Source organism: Microbulbifer maximicatervae (SeqCode), assembly GCF_052467825.1.
On sequence record NZ_CP174327.1, the window covers coordinates 4,168,423 to 4,187,627 of the forward strand.

Genomic DNA, 19,205 nt, shown 5'->3' on the forward strand with positions numbered 1-19,205 from the left:
GGCGAGCGCTGCTCACCCGAGGACACTACTTCATCGATTGCCGGCTATTGGCCCATCTCCCGAACCAGGTATCCGGCACCGTCGATATTCTCCATTACCCAGAGAATGTAAGCGATGTCGACATGAATCGCCCGGGTGCTATCGGTGAAGTCCCAATCAGCATTGATGCTATCGTATGTTCCGTCAAATACGACTCCCACCAGCTCGCCGCGACCATTCATTGTCGGAGATCCTGAGTTACCGCCCGTAATATCTACGGTACTTAGGAAATTAACCGGTACTGAATCCAGCTGCTTTTCATAGTAGCGGCCATAGTTCTTCTTATCGATCGCTTCCATCAAAGCCTTGGGAGCATCAAAGGGGTCCTCGCCGGTATACTTTGCCTTAATACCACGCAATGTTGTAAAAGGTACAAAGCCTTGTTTACCGTCATTACCATCTGCTGCCTCTTTAATTGTTCCAGCTGGTGGCTCATAGCCTTTAACCAGGCCATAAGTCACGCGAAGAGAGCTATTTGCATCCGGGTAGACCGGCTTACCTAAGGAGTGGTAATAATCTATCAGCATCTCCATATACTGTGGGCGCAATTGAGCGAAGCGCCCTTTCATGGATTCCTCATGCTCTTCACGGGCAAGCATATCATCGTACATGGCCACTGCCAGCTGGATAAACGGATCCTTGCTCTCTTTGAAGTCTTCGGGCTTTTTACCGATCCACGCTTCACGTACCTCGACATTGGAAAGCTCTGTTTCCTTATACATTTTGTCGAGAGTTGCCTCTAGGTCAGTATTGCCTTTGCCGATATTCAAGTAACGATCAAAGCTGGCTATACGCTGCTCCTTCGGGAGCGCCTGGTAACGGTCCAGGAAGTAAAGCCAGATCTGTTTGTCGACTGATGGGTGATAGCTGCGCTCTATACGACGCATGCCCTCTTTGAATCGGGTTAGATCCCGTTCCTGATAACCCGGCTTGCGCTCAGCATCCGGTTTTTCGTTCTCTTTGGCCAATCGATACAGTTTGCTCGCGGCACCCAGCATGGCTGAACGATCCATATAATCGATGGCCAGGTCCTGTTCACGGGTTGATTCTTTTTCTACAACCAGCGCCTCAAGATCATCGATCGTCGACTGGTATTTTTTCTCGCGGGCCTTGTCTGAATCCACCCAAGCTTGCAAATCTTTTTCCAGCTTTTCTTTACGCTGCAATAGATCACTGCGCTGGTAACCCTCCATCATACCGGTAAAGTTTTTAGAGTAATTATTCAAACCTGCCACGAGGCTTGCATACTTTAACTCTGCATCTTTATTGTCGGCAGTTGCCGCACCAATCGTTTCCGACCATTCACCCAGTACCCGCTGCATGTTTGGGTAATACCAGTTGAAGTTGCTTTCCACTTCCTGGGCAGTGCGATAACGGTTTGTACGCCCCGGATAACCGGCAACCATCACGAAATCACCTTCTTTAGGCCCTTTTGCCGCTACAGGCAAATAGTGCTTGGGCTCGTAAGGGACATTATCTTTGGAATAATCAGCCGGTTTACCGTCTTTGCCAACATAGGCGCGGTAGAAAGCGTAATCGCCGGTATGGCGAGGCCACATCCAGTTATCGATATCGCCGCCGAATTTGCCAATCGAAGACGCTGGCGCATGAACTAAGCGCACATCGCGGATTTCTAGCTGCTTAACCAGGTAGTAGTTCAAACCGCCGTAGTAGCTATAGACCTCACAGCGATGGCCCGGATCTTTTTCACACTCGGAAACCAGCGCCTTCTCCGCTTCTTCGATAGCGGCAAAACGTGCAGCACCATCCATCTCATCTGTCAGGCGTTCGTTAACCTTGTCCGTTACTTCGTTCATTGCAACGGTGACGTAGACGCGGGAGCCCGGTGCAGCAGGCAGCTCTTCAGACAAATCTCCGGCCAGGAAACCTTCAGCCAGTAAATCCTTGGATTCAGTTGAATTGTATGAAATTGAACCGTAGGCGCAGTGGTGGTTGGTAATCACCAATCCCGTGGGAGAGACAAAGGAAGCGGAACATCCCCCCAGGCTGATCACCGCGTTCATTGGAAATTCGGTAAGCTTGGTCATGCTAGCTGGGTCCAGCTCCAGGCCATGAGTGCGAAGCTCTTTGGACAACTCAGGCAACTGGTGAGGTTGCCACATGCCTTCAGTCGAAACACTCTCTTTCTCTGCGGCGAGGCTGGCGCAACTCGCTCCAGCAAATAATGCAGCAGTTGCAACCCCGTAAACAATAGAATTATTTATTTTCATATTTACTCAGCAATATTTAAAAAATAACAGGTTAATTTTGGGTACTTCCCAACGCTAACCCTGTCTTTTCCGGTACACCGAAAATTCACTTATAAACACGGCAGGCTGACAGAGTAACACACCCTCCCCAGCTGCAGGCCGGCACGAAGCTGCACCCCTAGCTAAATCCTGCCAATCATTGCCATTATTTCCCTGGCTCCTCCACTCAAGTGGGATAAACCATAAACACACAATTGATACACTGTATCATTTTGATTCAATCAAATCTGAGCAAAATGTGAATTACGACGACAGCAAGAAAGAAATCTGCGATAAACAGTTTTGCTGCTAAAAAGAACATCGCCGAATAATCTACTTGCGCCAGGCAGTGGTCAATACGCCTCACCAAGGTTCCCTCCAGCTGTCAGAACTCCCGATGAATTCGGTCTTCAAGCTTGATTCACCCCAATGTTGGAGGTTGCCTAGGCCGACCATTCTCAATATGATATGTTATATCATAGCCTGCATTGGGAGGTGGGTAGTGCGAGTGAGGAATTTAGGTATTGCAGCACCCGCCACAGCAGAGAGCAAAGCAATTACAGCCTCTGAAAATAGTGTTTATTAGCCGAAGTTACTTAATTGGAGATTAGCTTGAGCCTGACCGACTTTACAGAAAGAAGCCATGAGACATTTATCACACAAACTCCAAGTGCTGAACTGGCTCCGAAAGAGGAAGGACTGTCAGAGGCAGACCTGCCAAATACCCGTCGGGCCATATCTGCAGATAATGGAGAAGTTTTAGCAGATATTTTCCAAGCTGATATCAATATGGCCATCTGGCAACGGGAACTGCCCAGTAGCATAGTCAGTGATTGCCGCACCCTCTTAAATAGTTGTGTACACCCCAACCGCAGGATTCTATTACCCACCTCCAAGATCGAGCGCCTCGGTGAAGCATTGCCAGAGCTTGCTCCCTACCCGTACTTGTGTGCTGATATCCAGCTACTGGCAGATATGTTCAGTTACCTATTTGAGCTAAGTGGAGTCGGTATTCGTTTAACAACCCTGAACGGTGCAATGTGCCCCAAGTTTCATGTAGATCGGGTGCCCTGCCGATTGATTACGACATATTTAGGTACGGGTACAGAGTGGCTGGCACCAGACTCTATTGACCCAAATACGCTCGACTTAAAGGCTAACCAGGAATTCCCTCCAACTTCCATCAATCACCTGGCATGCGGCTCGGTTGCCCTTCTCAAAGGCGAACTCTGGGAGGGCAATGAAGGGGCAGGTCTAATCCACCGCTCGCCGAGTGTCGAGCCCGGCCAACTGCGACTGCTACTCACTTTCGATTTCGGGTCCGCCGACGAGTGAGGAGCGCTTACTGGGACGTAAAACTCTTATTAGGAATAACCCATGAAATTTACCGCGAACCTTTTCGCACTGATGACTCTTTCAAACTTGGCCCATGGAATTTCCGGACAGGTATTAGATACTTCTGGAGAGCCCATCTATGGCGCCAGTATTGAAGTCGCGGGAAGTCGACTACAGACCCAAACAGATGCCCAGGGCCGATTTTTACTTGAGGTGAATACTTCTCAACTCCGCGAAATCCACATCAATGCCCCAGGGCACAGCCACAAAACAATAGTTTTACAAGCCGGTCAGGATGAGCCTCTCAAGGTTACCCTGCAACACACCGTTATCGAACAAATCGATGTAACAGCCACACCATTACATGCCTCCACTATTGAGTCGGCACAACCTGTAACCGTAGTCGCTGGCGAAGAGCTACGTCGAAAACAAGCCTCCACTCTGGGAGAAACCCTCAAAAATGAAGTGGGAGTTCATTCCAGCTACTTTGGACCAGTAGCCAGTAGTCCAATCATCCGGGGGCTCAACGGCCCCCGGGTCCTGATTACCCAAAATGGACTCGATAGCGCTGATGCCTCCCGGGTTGGCCCAGACCATATCGTCGCCACAGAGACAATTACCGCAGAGCAGATAGAAATCCTGCGAGGCCCCGCCACCCTGTTTTATGGGTCCGGAGCCATTGGTGGTGTCGTCAATGTGGTAGACGAGAGAATACCCACCTCTAGTGAAAACAGGACTGCTTATTCGCTGGGAAGCAATACTGTTGCAAATGAACGCGAAGCCTCACTGGCCCATACCGGCGGTAATGACCAGCTGGCATACCACGTGGACAGTTTCTGGCGCAAAGGTGATGACTATGAAATCCCCTCCTCAAATAATCATGACGAACATTCCAGTGGGGTCTTAGAGAACAGCGATTCAGAAAGCAACGGGTTCAACATTGGTGGAAACTGGTTTTTAGATAATGGATCTATCGGCCTTGCCTATGGACGCCTGGAGCGAGTTAATGGTATTCCTGGGCACGGTCACTCTGATGAACACGAAGATGATGAATCAGAGCATCATGATGAACATGAAGAAGAAATAGAAGTAGTTTCTGATTTGAAACAGGACCGATGGCAGTTGGTCAGTGAACTGTCCCTGGATAACCCATGGTTGAGCGGCCTGGATGCCAGAATTGGCTACACAGACTACGAACATTCTGAGATCGAAAACAACGCTATCGGTACGACATTCAGTAATCAAACACTGCAAGCACGGGTCAACCTGCTGCTGCAAGATATGGCCGGCTGGCGTGGTGCAATAACCCTGGAAAGCAAAACCACCGATTTTGAAGCAATAGGCGAAGAGGCGTTCACTCCGCCGAGCACAACGGAAAGCTCAGCGATTGGGCTAATACAGGAAAAGCACACGGGAGAGTTCCTATGGCAGTTAGGAGCCCGAATCGAAAGAGTCACTATCGAAGCCACCGATGATGACTGGGAGGGGGGAAATCTCGATAAGTTAGCTTTCACACCCTATAGTTTTTCTGCCGGCTTGGTCTGGGACATTGCCGCTAATTACAATGCCGGCATCTCTTTTACCCACGCCCAGCGAGCACCCAGTGCCGCTGAACTTTTTTCTTATGGTCCCCATATTGGCACCAGCACCTTCGAAGTCGGCGCACTATTTAGACTGGATGACACAGAAGAGCCCTATTTTTACTACGAGAACAATGTTGAGGAAGAGGTTTCCAACAACATTGACCTCAGTTTTCGCCGGCATTCCGGAAATATCGGCTGGGTGCTGAATCTATTCTACAACCAGGTTGATAATTTCTACTACGAGCGAAATACGGGCTACACCAGCGAAGATATTGAAGAGCATGGTCACGATGAGGAAGAAGAGAGTCACGATCATGGCGAATTACCCGTTTATGTCTTCGATCAAGCTGATTCGACACTCTACGGGCTAGAAGCTGAATTTGCCTGGCAAATATCCAAGCCACTCACATTAACACTGTGGGGAGACACTGTTCGTGGAAAGTTAGATGACGGAGGTAACCTGCCTCGCATTCCACCTGCACGATTGGGCAGTATGTTAAGTTATAGCTCCAATGGATGGGATGCAGGAATTGAGATTACGCACGCGTTTGAGCAAAACAAAGTATCAGAACTGGAAACCAGCACCGCTGCTTACACACTTTTGAATACTGAGCTTGCATACACTTTTCAAGGAAGCCAACACGACCTCACCGTTTACCTGAAGGCTAACAATCTAACTGACGAGTTAGCTTACGTGCATTCATCCTTCCTAAAGGAACTTGCTCCACTGCCGGGGCGGAACTTTAGTGTTGGATTGCGAGGCATGTTTTAGTCAGGGAAAGGCTTTAGTCAATCAATCAAACCACCAGCAGTAATCATTGCCGGTGGTTTTTCCATTTTATAAATTGCCCTCAATAAGAACTTAGATAAATCCCTGCGTTTTCACAAGAACTTCCCTTAGGGCCCGTAGGCACCAAGAAAATAATTAGGAGTTATTATGACCCAGCCAGTAGTACCAGAGAATTTCAACGCTTGGCTACATTGCATTACGGTAGAGTGCGGCATCGAACTAACACCAGAATTTGTTGATGAGCGCATCAATGCACTGCAGGACAACAAGAATTACCACACCCGTAATTTTATTCTCTTATACGGGCAAGAACACCACCAGAAAGTACTCAGCTGGTTTAAACAAGTACGTGAAGGAATATAACCCCGGAGACAACCAAAAACCACCAAAAACAAAGGACACAATAGCCTCGACTGGCATTATGTGACTCCAGATTAATAGTTTTATAAGGAAATCCAAACACCCTACCCATCGATGCGGATAATTTAAGAAAGATTTACATCTAGCTATTACTCCAAGCTAAAACAACCATAGCGACCTCAACTCAACTGCCTTTACAAGCAACATGAAGCCGTTAATAACATCCAGAAATTGATACCAGAGATCACAGTTACTCAAACTAAAGATCTGAAACGGAAATTACGAAAATGAAACCCCTGATACCAAGTAGGGTTTTACGACTTGCCGCCCACAAAGCACGGCCATTTAATCAAAAAATATAAAATAAAGAGTCGCATCTAGAGATTGCCATTAGCCGACTAAAACACAGCATTACAAATAGCACTTTTTTCTAACAGTTAGGTCCGCCATTCATTTATCATGGCTTCAATGCGATTCATTTGGTGCATTAACATTTAGAAAACAACTTCTAAGCATAAAAATAAGGAACAAAAATGCCACTAATGACCTTAATCCCTGAGGGGCAAACACCAGGTAGAAGAACGCGTCTGTTAGCTGAGGCGATGGGAAATGCGAAACCCGCTTTCATGAACGGCACTCTGACAGGACCAGAGCTTTCCCTTTATACAAAACTAAGTAGTTTGCAATGCTGGGACGCTGCGCTCTACTGTGCCTGGAGCGCCAAGGGTGTAAACTGCCCAAGTGTAACCATGGACAACAAAAACTATAATGTTACTGGTAACAATAACTACAATAGAATTTTTGGAGCCACCCCCAGAACCCGATCAGTTAATACTCTGCACGATTTAATGACCTTGCCGGAGGGCTGCTTCGTTGGTTTTCTATCAAATTTAGGAGTTATGAGACATGTAATGATTCATACCTCAAATGGTCATGGAGCAGGCAATAAAAGTGACTGTGTTTTTACTGATGGAAATATAGGCGGTTGGGAGCTACTAGATATGGCTCATTTTTTTGGTAAAGATAGTAATCATAACGGCAATTCCCATACAACCATGATATATATGCCGGTAACGGGGCAAGTAATTTAACTTTTCTCAAGAGTGACGTATAGCCTATTGAGCTATTCTGCTTTTGACTGCATCAGTTCAGATTTGATCTGACAGTTACCGGTTTTCAAAAGGTCTTCTGTCAGGTCAACCCTGAACGATCAACTACAGAATTAGATACTATCTGACAAGTTTCCAGCTCATAAAGTGAACCCTACCTTACTCTCACCGGGCTTTAAGGTGTAGCTTTGAGTTCCCCTGCCATTATTGACATTCAATGTGTTCACCTGGTCCCGCTCTATCTCCATCAGCATTGATTGTTTAACGTTCAATTTTTTACTGGAAATATCTACCATAGGCACTTCCTGATATATCCAAATGTCATGAACGTCGGCTTCCATACCTACCCAATTAAGCTTCACCACCTCACCATTTTCTTGGCTAATCTGAAATCTTGAATTGACATAGCTCTCCATCTGTCTTTGTGCTTCATTCAACTCTTTACTGGCACTTATTGATAAGGCCTTTTCAATATCAGCAACAAAAAAACGATGGGAGACCTCCAGTGTTTGAGTGCGCTCGTTTACGGAGAGGTCGGTCAAACCAAAATGATAGCGATGTGCATTTGCCTGGAGTGTAAATATCGAGGTCGTTACTATCAATAAGAAGGAAAATAAAACTTTCATCAATTACTACCACAACACAATGAATGTTTCAGGTGGATACGTTAAGTAAAGAGCACTAAGTGCAGCTCTCCAGGCCCACTGCCGCAGAGCTGCACTTCTTCCAAGGCTTAATCTTCCTCTTCAAGCTCTACGTCCCAATCCTTCATCAAGTTACGCGGCTTCTCATCCTTAAATAGTTCCAGGCGTGACTTGATAATTCGGCGTGGGTAGAAATTGTTCTCCACATTAACATCCGCTGTTTCCCAATGGGGATCGAGCACTACAGACTTGAGTACCTTGCTCTTGTCCCGCACCAGCATTTTGGAAGTTTTCTTAGCATTGCGAGTCCAGATTTCCGCAGGGATACGTAAGTCCTCAATACTTCCATCTTCATATTCCAGGCGCAGGAGTAACGGCATTACCAGGCCGCCAATATTGCTAAAGTCCATTACATAGACATTGCTCTCTACTTTGAGCATGTCCTTTTCCCAGTCCTCAAGCCCTTCAAGTTGGCTTTGGTAGCTATTGCGGTCCGCATTGGAGACATCAAATTCATCGTGCTTGTTGTAGAAGTCTTCCAGCTCCGGCTTACCATCAACGATGCGAGTCAGCTTTCGTTCGCGGTTTTCAATTACAGTGATAGTGTCTGGCTCATTTTCATGCTGGGCCCGTTTCCAGGGACCTTCCACTTCAGGGTTCTTGGTGCCTACTGTGTAATGATGGACCGCATCAAGGCTGATATCGACATTATCAGTGGTGTAGAACCATCCGCGCCAGAACCAATCCAGGTCCATACCTGATGCATCTTCCATAGTGCGGAAAAAATCTGCTGGCATAGGGCGCTTGAACTTCCAGCGCTGAGCGTATTCGCGAAAGGCGAAGTCAAACAACTCACGCCCCATAATGGATTCACGCAGGATATTCAGTGCAGCCGCCGGCTTGCCGTAGGCATTGTTACCAAGCTGAAGCACAGATTCCGAGTTCGTCATAATCGGAACCTGGTTCTCACTCTTCATATACTCGACAATTTTCCGTGCATCGCCACGGCGGGATGGGTACTTCTCTTCCCATTCCTGCTCAGCCAGGAACTGTACGAAAGTGTTCAGCCCCTCATCCATCCAGGTCCACTGGCGCTCATCAGAATTGATGATCATAGGATAGTAGTTATGCCCTACTTCATGAATGATCACCGAGATAAGCCCATACTTGGTGCGACGGGAATAAGTGCGCTTGCTGCGGTCCTCCTCATCTATTTCCGGTCGCGGGCCATTAAAGGTGATCATGGGGTATTCCATTCCCCCCACAGGGCCGTTAACTGAAATAGATACCGGGTAGGGATAGTCAAAACTGTAGCGGTTATAGACATCTATTGTATGAATAATGGATTCTGTCGAGTACTTATCCCATAGCGGAGTACCCTCTTCCGGGTAAAAGGACATCGCCATTGTGTCGGTGCCCCCCTTTTTATAACCCTGTGCATCCCACAAGAACTTACGCGAAGATGCCCAGGAAAAGTCACGGACATTTTCCGCTTCAAAAACCCAGGTCTTGCGCTTTGAAGAGCGGCTTTTCTCATTTTCCAGAGCCTCACTCTTTGTGACAATCATCACTGGCTTACTTGCAGTACGGGCCTTTCGCAAGCGCTCACGCTGCTTGGAGGTCAACACATCCTTCGGGTTTTGAAGAACACCGGTTGCAGCAACGATATGATCTGCTGGCACTTCAATAGCAACGCGATAATCCCCAAACTCCAGCGCAAATTCGCCGCGTCCCAGGAACTGCTTGTTTTGCCAGCCGCTAACATCGTTATATGCAGCCATACGAGGGAACCATTGGGCTATCTCGTATAAGTAGTTATCGTCGCGCTCAAAATATTCATAACCGGAACGCCCACCCAGTGCTTTCTGCTCAATAACCTTGTAAGCCCAGTCAATCTGGAAACTCACGCTGGAACCTGGGGCCAGAGGCTGGGGCAAGTCAATTCGCATCCCGGTATCGACAATAGTATGGCGAAGCTCCCTACCCCGAGTGTCAGCCACCTTGGTAATCTGGTATCCGCCAGGAAATTCGTTGGATACGACGGCACGACGAAAGCTTTTGAATGGAATGGTATCTTGAGAAATCGCCTCCATATCAACCGGCGTCGCCAAATTACCAGAGGAATTTGGCTTGAAGCGATTTTGATCCAGTTGCACCCACAAATAACGCAGGGTATCCGGCGAATTATTGGTGTAAGTGATGGTCTCTGAAGCAGTGATCAGTTGCTTATCATCGTCTAGTGAAACCTTGATATCGTAGTCCGCCTGCTGCTGCCAATAGGCATGACCAGGGGCTCCCGACGCTGTTCGGTAGCTATTCGGTGTCGGCAGCAGTTCCTCCAGCTGGCGGAACTTATCACCGGTTACATTTAGGGGATCTGCGGCAAAGCTGCCCGAGGTTCCGGACATAGCAAGCCATGCCACAGTTAAGCGGCCGAGTAATTTTATATTCATTGGTTTACTTCAGAGATTTACGTCAGATTAAAACTTTACGGAATACGGCCGCGAAAAAATGACCGAATTTATGCAAAAATTTCTAATAAGCCAGGCCAGATTTGAATACCTGGCCATATAGCTATTTGGATTCGTAAAACACTTTTGTTTCGGTACCCTGGTTATCCGCCAGGGCAGCGATCCAGGAGCTCTCCATTGCATCCCAATCCAAACGCGCCTGGTTAATCGCCTCTACCCGGCTTTCCAATGTGTCATCCAGCTCTAAAACTGTAAGCACTTTGTCAGCCTTATTAAATCCAAATACACCTTGCTCGGTAATAAATACCCCCTTGATTCTCTCAGCGTCAGTGCCACTGAATAGTGAAAAGAGCGCATCATAATCAAATATAAATTCAGGGCTAAAACGCCAGCCACAGCTGTAGTAACCCTCTCCGCTATTCTCTGAGCGGAGATAGCCACACTCCGGCAATAGCTCAATCTCATCCGCCGCCTGAGTTACTGGGTGGTGGTGGTCACTCCCCGACGAGACCTGAAAACTGCAGGGCAGTTGGAGCCAATCCAATTCGATACGCCCCTGCTCCACCACTTGCAGCGGTTTTTCAGCGCCCTCACCTAAGAACGAGAGAAATCGCTGAAGGTTTTGCAAGTCTTCGGGGCCGTAGAGATCAGACTTATTAGCCACTACCAGATCAGCAACTTCTAATTGCTGCCGAAAAGTCTCACTGCGTAAGTAGCGGTCGTCTTCAATACAGCGAGCATCGACCAAAGTTAGCGTACCGCGAAGGTCCAACACACCGCCGCGCACTGCATCAGACAAAGCCGCCAGCACCTCTCTAGGGTGCCCCAGGCCCGTCGGCTCAATTATTAATCGATGGGGCCTGGCCTTAGCCAGTAACTGGTTTAAAGCTACCTGCATCGGCAAACCAGCAGCACAGCACATACAACCGCCAGGTACCTCTCGAATATAAATATTGCCTTCCTGTTCTGGTTCAAAAAGTGCGCCATCAACGCCCACTTCTCCAAACTCATTGACCAGAACAGCCCAGCGCTCATCAGCGGGCTTACTTTCCAGGAGATGCCGGATAGCCGTTGTCTTGCCGACGCCCAAAAAACCAGTGATAACGTTGGCAGGTACCCCGCGTATTAACTGACTAGCTGCCACTAAGCTGCATCCCGGCTGCACTCATCACAAACACAATCCAGCTCCAATTGGGATGTCTGGAGATGATATCCAGCACTTTCAACCGTATCCCGCAATGCATCAATGACTTCGGGCCTAATGCCAATTTCCCGCACTTTGCTGCAGCGATTGCAGATTAAAAACTGTGGAGTCTGATGGCTGTGGTCACAGGCAATATGAGCACAGGCCAGGTACTTGTTTTCTGAATTGAGTTTGTGAACCAGGTTCTCTGCTGCCAGGAAGTCCAGCATTCGATAGACTGACATGGCGGGAATTGAGTCGCCAAAGTCACCATTGTAATGCTCCGCTATTTCATAGGCAGAGAGCGGAGTTTTTGACCGCAACAACACGGTAAGAACGTTCTTACGCTTTTCAGTCAGGCGGGCACCTGAACTGCGACAGGTTTGTTCCGCCACACTCAGGGTCTGTTTGATTTGGGATGCTTTCATAGCCTATTTCATTTGCAATTTGTTGTCTTTACCAGTGAGCAGTTCAGCCCCCTGACGACCGGAGCTGATCCATTGCACTGCAATCCCATGAATACCGGGAAACCTCTCAAACAGGGTAACAATGACACTGTTGAACTCTGCCAGATTATCACACTTGAATTGGTAACTAGCACGGAAACCACTGTGCACTGAGTTGTCACTGGTAACTTCTGCGCTATATGGCGCCTTAACTTCCACACTTAAGGGTTTGCACTGGGCACCGACAAACTCAAGAAAATGATCTGGCTTGGATAGCTCGTGAGCAACCTGCTCTAACCGCTGCTTTTGAACATCGCTACGTGGCGCATGCTCAAATCCCACCAGGTCGACTGTGGGCGACTCCAGCTCGACACTGATTCTGTCTGCTTCGGCCACCAGGTACATCATCGCCTTACCGTGAACATGGCTTCCCACCTCTGCGGCCACCGGGCCAGCCCAAAAAAACACAACGAACAATGCTCCTGCAAGCCTCATGATCTTCACCTATTCGACAAGAGCGCCCCGATAAATCAAGCGCTGATTTACCCAGTGGGCAACAATCAATAAGCCTGCACCAAGAACACTGGCAACTAGCTCCCATACCCCCTCGATATATAGCGCACCAACCAATAGCAATGCCCCGGAGAAACCAACAATCATTACCGCGTAGCGCTGATGGCGTCGGCAAGAGGCTGGGAAGCTGGCCAAGGCCAGAATTACCACGGGTACAAGCAACAGCAAATGGAGAAACTGGTCCTCTTGTAAAGCACCCAATATCCCCAAACCTCCCAATACCGGTAACAAAGGAGTCAAAAGACAGTGCAGCAAGCAAAGCCCAGAAGCCAAAATTCCTAAAGTATCTCTCACAACAATCCTTTTAATCTACGAGAACCCAAGACAACCACATACACTTCAGCCAACATGATGATATGTTATATCATCAATTTAATATTTCAAGTCAACGTGAGCTATGGAACAGGGGATTCATGGAATGCCAAAAATCAGTGAGCAAGAACTGCTGGGGATGCCCGCCTCAGACTATATGAACGAAAAACAACTATTCTTCTTCCAGCATCGTCTAATGGAATTGAAAAGCGACCTAATGGCAGAGGTTGAACAGGGACAGCAGGCTATTGCAACCACGAACCTTGCCTTAGCTGATGACCTGGACCGAGCGGCCGCAGAGCAGGAGAACCAGCAACACCTACGCTTTACCGGCCGCAAGCATCTACTTCTGCGCAAGATCCAGCGGGCATTAGAGAAGATTAAAGATGGCACTTACGGGTACTGTGAGATAAGTGGGGATCCGATCGGTTTGCAGCGACTGCTATTAAGGCCCACTGCAGAACTCTCTTTTGAAGAAAAAAGTCGCCAGGAAATGCTGGAACGCAACTACAGCAAGCAAAGGTAAGCACCATACTCGGCCTCACGCTTTGCTGTGACTAGATATAACACCGTAGCACCTTGAGGAATGGAGGTTTTCATGCTGCCTTAGAGGATAGCCGACAGCCCTCTCAACCAAAGAAGGGGTTTAGTGGTCACTTTAGTTATTCGGCAAAACCCTAGACTCCCAACATAAGTGGCACACGCTAGCCTAGAAGAAGTACAAGCCGGCTCAAGTAATTAGTACTCATCTTAGGCGTACGCTGGTTCGAAACACAATACCTCAGCAGACTCCTAAGCTCCCTTCGCAAAACAAGGGCAAAAGTTGGAAAAGCCCTAAATTATGAACGAAGTCCCCCTCACAGCAGGTTTGCAGGCAGAAGAACTGGTTGCCTATATGGCACATATCAAAGGCAAGAGAAAAACGAATAATCCTGCGAGTAAATTACCGCAACCTCCTAAAGTCAAAAACCATGAAAACCAAAGTATCTCTAATTGAAGTACTCGCCATTACCTTAACATGCTTAGCTACTTCAGCCTGCTCCCAAAGGATCGCAAGCTTTATAGACAATGCTGAAGATTATTCTTTTAACAACAGAATAACTGCCGATCAAATTAAAGAATTAGACTTCAAAAAAGACAAATATTGCCCACTGCAAAAAAAGAACTGTATTAGCTATTACTATGGTCCACCTTTAACCGATAACAAACTTCAGTACTCCGTAAAGCATGGAGAAGGCGACAAAGAGAACAATGTTAAAATCGATTTAACCAGAAACTCTATGGAGCGGAGTTACGATGGTACCGTAATCTTATTGCATGGATTTCGCACCTCCAAAGATTTTATGATCAATTCAGCTTTATACTTCCGTTTTCTTGGGTTTCAGGCTGTTGTTCCAGATCTTCTCGGTCATGGTGATTCAGGTGGCAATAAAAAATACGGAGTGGATGACAGCAATTATATTAACCACCTCATTGACAATTTAATTAAAGAGGGCGTCATTAAAGATGAGGATATTTATATTCTGGGAAATTAGATGGGTGCATTAACGGCAGCCCATATTTCTTTCCAACGACAAGACATTAGTGGAATTATCCTTTCGGCCCCAATGCCATCATTTGATGAAGCTGTGTACAATTATGCAAAACGTGACCACCCACTACTTAGCAAAATTATCCCTGAAAAAGACTTTCGCAAGGGTGCAATTCTGGCTCTAGAGAAAGCCAAAATCAATCTGGATGACACGAAGATAATACCACTCCTAAAGTCCTCCAAGGTTCCAACACTACTAATACTCTCAGATTCAGACCAAATATCTCCTTATGTGGATTATGAAAACTTGAAAAAAGACAATGTAACGTTAATTAAAATTACTGGCAGATATCACCCAAGCATGAATACAATAGGAGAAGTCGAACATAAAGAAATTATTAAATGGCTTAACAGCACTCAAAGTTAGTTACACAAAAAATTGAGAACAAATTCCTATTTTATCTTTGATGTCAGTTTAGTACTATTCCGTCGCCCCCCTTACAACCTTGCGCATCCCACGAGAGCTACCACCTGAAGTAGAAACCCCTTATCAGACTTCCAAGTAGGTTGATGCTCTATGATTTGCTCCACAAGCTTATGGTGAGCTTGGCTAGATTGGAGCACCTCACTTGACTGCCGCCTAGGTAAATGTATTTATTTCCGCACACACCTTCTCTCTGTGTATATTGAACACCTCAAATATATACAGAATCATCTACTTTACCTAAAAGGACCGCTCCAAAAAACGCTGTTAACAACCAGCCTCCGGAGAAGTAGTGGCTACTTTTCAAGTAACCACAGACATCGACATAATAACTCTATTAAGCATTGTACCAAGGTGGAACGATCCACTGACCAAAGTGCCAGTCGCGAGGTACAAATCTTCCATACCCTTGCCCCAATCGGTCGGGCTTATTATTGGTAGGGTTCATTGCCCAACCCTCTGCCAAAGTGACATGGACACCATGTATTCTACACATTGCGATAAATTCTCTAAAAGCCTGCAAAGTTTGAATAACCACTTCACTGCGAGCAGGAGTAAATGCAATAAGGGGTAAATCTATATCGTTCACATATGGGCGTGCGGCTTCATCACTGTGCCATAGTACATTTCTTCTGGGGAATGGCCCCCACTGGCCAGCTCCAGCTCTCGGGCTGCGGATACCACCGATAGTGGAATTGAGAGTCTGACTTACTTCATAAATCCGATTAGTTATATTACCCAGCTTGGTGCCTTGCCTGTGAGTAGTGAAATTTCTCTCCAATTGATTTTCGATATACTGGCGCTGCGACCAAGCTTGAGCAGTGCCGAGAATACGGCGATCATCTCCATATCGATCAAACCTCTTTGCCCCCTGCTTAAATGGCCAAATAGCAAATAAGTCGTAATCCCCGGTAATGGCATTCAGAGGGTGCTCATTTCGAAAATGACGATGCTCCACTGGATTGGTCATCGCCAGTAGCGGCTCATACATGTCTTTGTACTTAGTGTCATACTGAACAACGATATTACCCCGCTCCTGGATAAAACCTGACTGTCTGCTCTTTTCCTTATCAACATAAACACCCCACATATCTCCCAAGCATGTGTTAACCCTGATAAGAGAATAGTGAAAAGTAATGCCACTGGGGTGGCTGGCTATACCTTCGTAACGATCTTGAGTTTTTCTTGTAACATTGATCTTTCCGTTCTGAATCAGCCAATCAACCCGTTCCTGATGCAAGCGAAGCGGTGTTGTTGATGCAGTCCATCCCGCGCCAGAGTTGTTATCAGTGAATGCCTCTTGATGCTGGGCGCGGTTATAGGCCGCTTTTCTCATCCCGTGTTTATTTAACCGGGGGTCTCGTAAAACAAAACCAGCCATCGGCCCCCAATCACATGACTTCCCATGAATCCTAAAGCCCTTTGTATCATATCCCTGCTCAAGTAATTGAGTACACGTTGGCCCTGTTGCGCGAACGATGATAACGCAACGATGAGAAGCGGCCGTTGACTTAAATGCATCAGCATGAGTTACAGGGCAACCTATGAGGTTTTGGCGTAATGCAGCATTGTTAAATATAAGATCCATATATCAACTTCCTTTTTTGGGGGGCTTACACTTGAGTCTAATTAAGTTACACAAACATAAGTCACCGGATAAATTTGGGGAGCTTTGTGAAAGCAATAAATTAATGGGCAAGAATCCTAAGAAATTATTCTGGCCTACCCTCAATACTGGAATTCTAACTTTCATTAATAAAGACGAAGGGTTAAAACTCCATGGCCACCTTTTTAAACCTGTATCTATTTATAAACCAATATCCGTGAACTTAAACTGAACCAGACTTGCGAGCTTTAAAAACTTAAGCATTTCGATTTCCGGACTCTTTCTATGCCCTATCCTGTATGTACAAATACACGGCCAAAGCATCATTATCTATTACCCCAAATGAGCTCCAAGCCCCAATAGCCTCTCAGTTTAAAAGTTACATAGATTCCACTTTCTCGGCTTTAGAATTTGGTCAGACATTTTTAGATTTTGGTCTTTTAAATATAGGCATGTAGAGAAAAGACGCGCGTGGATTGCTCGGCGCAGGAAGCCTAAAAACTCGTAGCCACCGGCAGCTTATACCTAGAGAGCCTCTGCCCGGTAATTCTTCTCACTGCAAAAGCAGATGCCATTACGTAACATTAAAGGTTGCATGAACGCCTTCACTCATGTAACTTTTAATGTTTCTAGAGGTTGGGTTTGCAAAATTAGTCTCTGACGCTTTACGTTACCAAAGGTGCTGCAAATGACTGACAATTTAGAGATATATAACTTTTCCTGGGCGCTCTATCCGCGCAGGATACATATCTACCTTTCCGAGAAAGGGTTGGATATCAAATCAAGGGAATATGACCCCAAAGTCGAGAAGAAATGGCCCCCGCCGGAGGTACTGGAACTGAATCCCTATGGCAAACTTCCAATCCTTAAAATAGATAATGAAAATTCAATTACAGAATCCCTCGCGATCATTCACTATCTAGAGAAAGTATTCCCAAACCCAAGCATGATCGGGGAAAATGCGATCGACTATGCCAACGTTATTAGGTTAACCACCATGGCAGATGAAGCCAACACAATTTTGGCAATCTGGAACCATAACATCAGCCCGGTATTTCAGGAGCGAGAACTACAGTTTAAAGATGCCGGATATAGTGGAGCCTACTATTTCATTAAACGACTGGATGTATTAGAGACCGCTATCAATGAAAGTCACGAATTTATTTACGGGAACTCCCCCACTATTGCCGACTGTGTCACATTCCCTTTAATCATGTTCCTGGATGAATTTTATGATGTAAGGCTGCCCCGTCGTTTCAAGAAGCTCAATGCCTGGTATAAAAGGTTTAAAACGAGAGATAGCATTACTCAGCAAAACTATGTCGATCAATACCCAGATTCGCTATTAGAGCTTTCCAGGGGGCTGGAAAAACAAGGGGGATTTTTCTTGGAAGACATTTGCAACAAATTAGAAAAAGATTTATTGAATTAGCCTTACATACCCTCTGAATTCTATAGATAACACTCAAAGCTTACCGATATAGATCAGAATAAAGTTGTAGCCCAAGTGAGGAAGTCTAATTTTCTCTAGCTTCCTCATTCTTTAATCAGCCAGTTTATCGCCCCCAGATCGGAGGATTTCCGATTTTTTCAATGAGAAAATCAATAAATACTCGCACTTTGGATGTTAGAACATTGGATTTGGGGTAAACGAGCCAAATTGCCGATTGATCACTTATATGATATCCAGGGAGTACTCTCACCAAGGAACCCTCATTAAGTTCGGCCTTAATATTCCAAAAAGAACTCATACAAATCCCTACCCCGAATTTTGCAGCTATACGCATACTGGCGCCATCATCACAAATCACTCGGGGTTTACTGTTAGAGGGGGGGAATTCATAAGTGCTCCGATCACTCATTGATATCAGTTTTCTTGGCTTTGAATTAATAAAGGCCAACAGCTGATGCGCAACAAGGTCTTGTGGTTTTTCAGGAATGCCGTATTTATCCAAATAACTGGGAGAAGCGCATAGAACTCGTTTATCATCCGCCAGCTTCCTACCAATTAAACTGCTGTCTTCAACCGCATAATTGCGTAGTGCCAAATCAAAGCCGCCCTCGATAAGGCTGACTTGTGTGTCTGAGAGCTTCAGCTCTATGTTGACTCCAGGATACCTTTCCAGGAATTCAGGCAGGATAGGCGCGATAAAGCGCTGAACGAAAGTGCTCGATGCCGCAAACCTGAGCGTTCCGCTCACGGAGGAATTTCCACGCCCCAGCGCAGCAAAAGCCGCATCCTCTTGTGCGATGATCTCCCGAGCAAAAGGCAGGAACTCCTCCCCCTCTATCGACAGAGAGACCTTGCGGGTAGATCGATGAAATAGGTCCGCCCCCAAATGAACTTCAAGCTTCGACAAGCGGGCACTGGCAACAGAGGGAGCCAATCCAAGCCTCCGCCCCGCAGAGCTTATATTCAGCATCTCCGCAGCCAGTACGAATAGCCGAACCCCATTTGTATCCACTTATTATCTCCAAAAACCGAATTCT

The 19,205-nt window shown here is 46.5% G+C and carries 18 protein-coding genes; 9 read left to right on the forward strand and 9 right to left on the reverse strand.

Annotated elements, in window-relative coordinates:
• Window positions 1–44 precede the first annotated feature (44 nt).
• Entirely contained in the window at window positions 45–2,270 is a 2,226-nt protein-coding gene (locus ACJJII_RS18550; RefSeq protein WP_444917274.1) for a S46 family peptidase, read from the reverse strand.
• A gap of 630 nt (window positions 2,271–2,900) precedes the next feature.
• Between ACJJII_RS18550 and ACJJII_RS18555 the strand changes: the two genes are divergently transcribed.
• The 4 genes from ACJJII_RS18555 to ACJJII_RS18570 all read left to right on the forward strand — a co-directional run bounded on the left by ACJJII_RS18555 (window position 2,901) and on the right by ACJJII_RS18570 (window position 7,447).
• Window positions 2,901–3,623, forward strand: a complete 723-nt coding sequence (locus ACJJII_RS18555; protein ID WP_444917275.1) for a DUF1826 domain-containing protein — start codon at window positions 2,901–2,903, stop codon at window positions 3,621–3,623.
• Window positions 3,624–3,665: 42 nt separating this feature from the next.
• The gene (locus ACJJII_RS18560; protein WP_444917276.1) at window positions 3,666–5,978 is read left to right on the forward strand and encodes a TonB-dependent receptor; all 2,313 of its coding nucleotides are present in this window, start codon (window positions 3,666–3,668) and stop codon (window positions 5,976–5,978) included.
• A 165-nt stretch (window positions 5,979–6,143) separates the two neighbouring features.
• Complete coding sequence (locus tag ACJJII_RS18565; RefSeq protein ID WP_413662157.1) at window positions 6,144–6,359, forward strand: hypothetical protein; 216 nt, start codon at window positions 6,144–6,146, stop codon at window positions 6,357–6,359.
• 530 nt (window positions 6,360–6,889) lie between these two features.
• The gene (locus tag ACJJII_RS18570) at window positions 6,890–7,447 is read left to right on the forward strand and encodes a hypothetical protein (protein WP_444913169.1); all 558 of its coding nucleotides are present in this window, start codon (window positions 6,890–6,892) and stop codon (window positions 7,445–7,447) included.
• A 158-nt stretch (window positions 7,448–7,605) separates the two neighbouring features.
• Here ACJJII_RS18570 and ACJJII_RS18575 read toward each other — a convergent pair whose 3' ends face one another.
• From ACJJII_RS18575 to ACJJII_RS18600, 6 genes are all read right to left on the reverse strand, one after another.
• Complete coding sequence (locus ACJJII_RS18575; protein WP_444917277.1) at window positions 7,606–8,091, reverse strand: DUF6702 family protein; 486 nt, start codon at window positions 8,089–8,091, stop codon at window positions 7,606–7,608.
• Window positions 8,092–8,198: 107 nt separating this feature from the next.
• Complete coding sequence (locus ACJJII_RS18580; RefSeq protein ID WP_444917278.1) at window positions 8,199–10,562, reverse strand: M1 family metallopeptidase; 2,364 nt, start codon at window positions 10,560–10,562, stop codon at window positions 8,199–8,201.
• Window positions 10,563–10,683: 121 nt separating this feature from the next.
• Window positions 10,684–11,724 (reverse strand): CobW family GTP-binding protein, encoded by a 1,041-nt coding sequence (locus ACJJII_RS18585; RefSeq protein WP_282933006.1) that lies wholly within the window; start codon window positions 11,722–11,724, stop codon window positions 10,684–10,686.
• A complete protein-coding gene (locus tag ACJJII_RS18590) occupies window positions 11,724–12,191 on the reverse strand; it encodes a Fur family transcriptional regulator (protein WP_282933007.1) in 468 nt (155 codons plus the stop codon). The genes ACJJII_RS18585 and ACJJII_RS18590 overlap by 1 nt, the downstream gene beginning before the upstream one ends.
• Before the next feature lie 3 nt (window positions 12,192–12,194).
• Complete coding sequence (locus ACJJII_RS18595; RefSeq protein ID WP_444913173.1) at window positions 12,195–12,704, reverse strand: ZrgA family zinc uptake protein; 510 nt, start codon at window positions 12,702–12,704, stop codon at window positions 12,195–12,197.
• 9 nt (window positions 12,705–12,713) lie between these two features.
• Window positions 12,714–13,076: a MerC family mercury resistance protein gene (locus ACJJII_RS18600; RefSeq protein ID WP_413662162.1), complete on the reverse strand. Its 363-nt coding sequence runs from the start codon at window positions 13,074–13,076 to the stop codon at window positions 12,714–12,716.
• Between the two features lie 124 nt (window positions 13,077–13,200).
• On the opposite strand from ACJJII_RS18600, the gene ACJJII_RS18605 reads away from it, so the two are divergent.
• The 4 genes from ACJJII_RS18605 (at window position 13,201) to ACJJII_RS18620 (ending at window position 15,052) form a co-directional block, all read left to right on the forward strand.
• Complete coding sequence (locus ACJJII_RS18605; RefSeq protein WP_444913174.1) at window positions 13,201–13,620, forward strand: TraR/DksA family transcriptional regulator; 420 nt, start codon at window positions 13,201–13,203, stop codon at window positions 13,618–13,620.
• Window positions 13,621–13,935: 315 nt separating this feature from the next.
• On the forward strand, window positions 13,936–14,091 hold the full coding sequence (locus ACJJII_RS18610; protein ID WP_282933011.1) for a hypothetical protein: 156 nt from the start codon (window positions 13,936–13,938) through the stop codon (window positions 14,089–14,091).
• Complete coding sequence (locus ACJJII_RS18615; RefSeq protein ID WP_444917279.1) at window positions 14,066–14,629, forward strand: alpha/beta hydrolase; 564 nt, start codon at window positions 14,066–14,068, stop codon at window positions 14,627–14,629. Before ACJJII_RS18610 ends, ACJJII_RS18615 begins: the two co-directional genes overlap by 26 nt.
• Complete coding sequence (locus ACJJII_RS18620; RefSeq protein ID WP_444917280.1) at window positions 14,630–15,052, forward strand: hypothetical protein; 423 nt, start codon at window positions 14,630–14,632, stop codon at window positions 15,050–15,052.
• 394 nt (window positions 15,053–15,446) lie between these two features.
• Here ACJJII_RS18620 and ACJJII_RS18625 read toward each other — a convergent pair whose 3' ends face one another.
• Entirely contained in the window at window positions 15,447–16,697 is a 1,251-nt protein-coding gene (locus ACJJII_RS18625; protein ID WP_444917281.1) for an anthrax toxin-like adenylyl cyclase domain-containing protein, read from the reverse strand.
• Window positions 16,698–17,403: 706 nt separating this feature from the next.
• Here ACJJII_RS18625 and ACJJII_RS18630 point away from each other — a divergent pair.
• Window positions 17,404–18,147 carry a glutathione S-transferase family protein gene (locus tag ACJJII_RS18630; RefSeq protein WP_444908139.1) on the forward strand — a complete coding sequence of 248 codons (744 nt, stop codon included), beginning with the start codon at window positions 17,404–17,406 and terminating at the stop codon, window positions 18,145–18,147.
• Window positions 18,148–18,271: 124 nt separating this feature from the next.
• On the opposite strand, the gene ACJJII_RS18635 is transcribed toward ACJJII_RS18630, so the two are convergent.
• Window positions 18,272–19,180, reverse strand: coding sequence for a LysR family transcriptional regulator (locus ACJJII_RS18635; RefSeq protein ID WP_444908138.1), 909 nt, complete (start codon window positions 19,178–19,180; stop codon window positions 18,272–18,274).
• Window positions 19,181–19,205 lie beyond the last annotated feature (25 nt).

Coding starts and splice junctions, on each gene's coding strand:
- ACJJII_RS18630 (WP_444908139.1), top strand. CDS start 17,404: ATGACTGACAATTTAGAGATATATAACTTTTCCTGGGCGCTCTATCCG.
- ACJJII_RS18590 (WP_282933007.1), bottom strand. CDS start 12,191: ATGAAAGCATCCCAAATCAAACAGACCCTGAGTGTGGCGGAACAAACC.
- ACJJII_RS18620 (WP_444917280.1), top strand. CDS start 14,630: ATGGGTGCATTAACGGCAGCCCATATTTCTTTCCAACGACAAGACATT.
- ACJJII_RS18565 (WP_413662157.1), top strand. CDS start 6,144: ATGACCCAGCCAGTAGTACCAGAGAATTTCAACGCTTGGCTACATTGC.
- ACJJII_RS18595 (WP_444913173.1), bottom strand. CDS start 12,704: ATGAGGCTTGCAGGAGCATTGTTCGTTGTGTTTTTTTGGGCTGGCCCG.
- ACJJII_RS18615 (WP_444917279.1), top strand. CDS start 14,066: ATGAAAACCAAAGTATCTCTAATTGAAGTACTCGCCATTACCTTAACA.
- ACJJII_RS18550 (WP_444917274.1), bottom strand. CDS start 2,270: ATGAAAATAAATAATTCTATTGTTTACGGGGTTGCAACTGCTGCATTA.
- ACJJII_RS18625 (WP_444917281.1), bottom strand. CDS start 16,697: ATGGATCTTATATTTAACAATGCTGCATTACGCCAAAACCTCATAGGT.
- ACJJII_RS18580 (WP_444917278.1), bottom strand. CDS start 10,562: ATGAATATAAAATTACTCGGCCGCTTAACTGTGGCATGGCTTGCTATG.
- ACJJII_RS18560 (WP_444917276.1), top strand. CDS start 3,666: ATGAAATTTACCGCGAACCTTTTCGCACTGATGACTCTTTCAAACTTG.
- ACJJII_RS18575 (WP_444917277.1), bottom strand. CDS start 8,091: ATGAAAGTTTTATTTTCCTTCTTATTGATAGTAACGACCTCGATATTT.
- ACJJII_RS18570 (WP_444913169.1), top strand. CDS start 6,890: ATGCCACTAATGACCTTAATCCCTGAGGGGCAAACACCAGGTAGAAGA.
- ACJJII_RS18610 (WP_282933011.1), top strand. CDS start 13,936: ATGAACGAAGTCCCCCTCACAGCAGGTTTGCAGGCAGAAGAACTGGTT.
- ACJJII_RS18605 (WP_444913174.1), top strand. CDS start 13,201: ATGCCAAAAATCAGTGAGCAAGAACTGCTGGGGATGCCCGCCTCAGAC.